This window comes from uncultured Salegentibacter sp., assembly GCF_963972535.1.
GTDB lineage: Bacteria > Bacteroidota > Bacteroidia > Flavobacteriales > Flavobacteriaceae > Salegentibacter.
The window spans coordinates 1-1,674 of the sequence record NZ_CAXAVR010000213.1; the positions used below are offsets into that span (position 1 = coordinate 1).

Sequence of the window (1,674 nt, forward strand, 5' to 3'; positions counted from 1 at the left end):
TTTTCAATTTTAAGGGCTTGCAATTCTGCTAAAGATTTTTTTGCGATTTCTCCACTCCCATTGGTAGTTCGGTCTAAAGTAAAATCGTGAATTATCACTAATTCGCCGGTTTTACATCTATGTGCATCAATCTCTATGGCATCAACTCCAAAATCAAGGGCTTTTTGAATACTCTCCAGCGTATTTTCGGCTAAATGACCTTTGGCGCCCCGATGTCCAATCTTTAATAAATTCATTCGACAAAGGTATTCAATTAACACAAATGAATGTTTTTTTAACCTTATTAGGTTTTTAAAAGACCTCTTTAGAAAGACTTATAAATCCTTAACATTTTATTGTAGGCAATGCTTCTTAACTTTATACTTCGCCCGATTTCGAAATTGCCAAAGCATTAATTATAAAATATTTAGCCTAAAACCAATCAATATGAATAAACCAGAAAAATTTCCTGACCAGCAGCAGGAGCAACCCGGAAAAGAATACAAATTGAATCCGGAATCGGAAATTATTAGAAAAAACTATAAAGGTTCGGGTAAATTAGAAGGTAAAAACGCGTTAATAACCGGTGGCGATAGCGGAATTGGACGAAGCGTTGCCGTTCACTTTGCTTGTGAAGGGGCAAACATCGCGATTATCTATTTAGAGGAAAATGAAGATGCCCTGGAGACCAAAAAGTTAGTAGAAAAAGAAGGAAAAAAATGCCTCATTATTGAAGGGGATTTAAAGAAAGAAGACTTCTGTAAAAAGGCTTTGCAAGAAACTTCTAAAGAATTAGGTAAATTAAATATCCTGGTGAATAATGCCGCGATTCAGTTTCCCAAAGAAAATATAGATGATATAAGCACAGAGCAAATTCATAAAACTTTTGAAACCAACATTTATCCTTATTTCTATATCGTAAAAGAAGCGCTACACCAACTTCAGGAAGGTGATGTAGTGATAAATACCACGTCTGTTACAGCTTATCGTGGCAGTGAACATTTACTGGATTATAGCAGCACAAAAGGCGCAATTGTAAGTTTTACGCGTTCATTATCTAAAATGCTTGCAACTAAGAAAATTAGGGTTAACGGTGTTGCGCCCGGTCCCATCTGGACACCGTTGATTCCAGCTACTTTTGATGATGTAACCGAGTTTGGCCAGGATACTCCAATGGGAAGGGCAGGCCAACCCAGTGAAGTGGCTCCGGCCTATGTATTTCTGGCCAGTGAGGATAGCAGTTATATCACCGGACAAATTATTCACGTAAATGGTGGTGAAATTATTGGGGGATAAGCTGAAAATCAGTTAAATTACTAAAAACTTATTATGGAAAAATGGTTTGAAGCTTCCTGGACATCTATTCTGGCAATTTTTCTCACTGCCGCCGGGATTTACCTGGCTATTATAATTTTTACAAGAATTGCCGGAAAACGCAGCTTCTCTAAAATGTCCAGCTTTGATTTTGCGATGACGGTAGCAGTGGGTTCTATTCTGGCAACTACAATCCTCTCAAAATCGGTGAGTTTAATACAGGGAATTATAGGTTTGGCAGCCGTATATATTCTGCAAATTTCAGCGGCAATATTAAGGCGATTTTCCTGGTTTCAGGAAGCTATTGATAATTCACCGCTACTCCTAATGGACGGTAATACAATACTTCATAATAATTTAAAGAAAGCTCGGGTTACCGAA

At 37.6% G+C, this 1,674-nt stretch carries 3 protein-coding genes; 2 read left to right on the top strand and 1 reads right to left on the bottom strand.

What is annotated here, in order from left to right:
• Positions 1 to 236, bottom strand: a 236-nt coding sequence (locus tag AACZ30_RS13915; protein ID WP_339650122.1) for a glycerophosphodiester phosphodiesterase family protein, incomplete at its 3' end; no start/stop codon positions are given.
• Positions 237 to 426: 190 nt separating this feature from the next.
• Here AACZ30_RS13915 and AACZ30_RS13920 point away from each other — a divergent pair.
• Together AACZ30_RS13920 and AACZ30_RS13925 are read left to right on the top strand one after the other, a co-directional pair.
• Positions 427 to 1,275 carry an SDR family oxidoreductase gene (locus AACZ30_RS13920; RefSeq protein ID WP_075325698.1) on the top strand — a complete coding sequence of 283 codons (849 nt, stop codon included), beginning with the start codon at positions 427 to 429 and terminating at the stop codon, positions 1,273 to 1,275.
• Positions 1,276 to 1,308: 33 nt separating this feature from the next.
• On the top strand, positions 1,309 to 1,674 hold a 366-nt coding region (locus AACZ30_RS13925), incomplete at its 3' end, for a DUF421 domain-containing protein (RefSeq protein ID WP_339650125.1).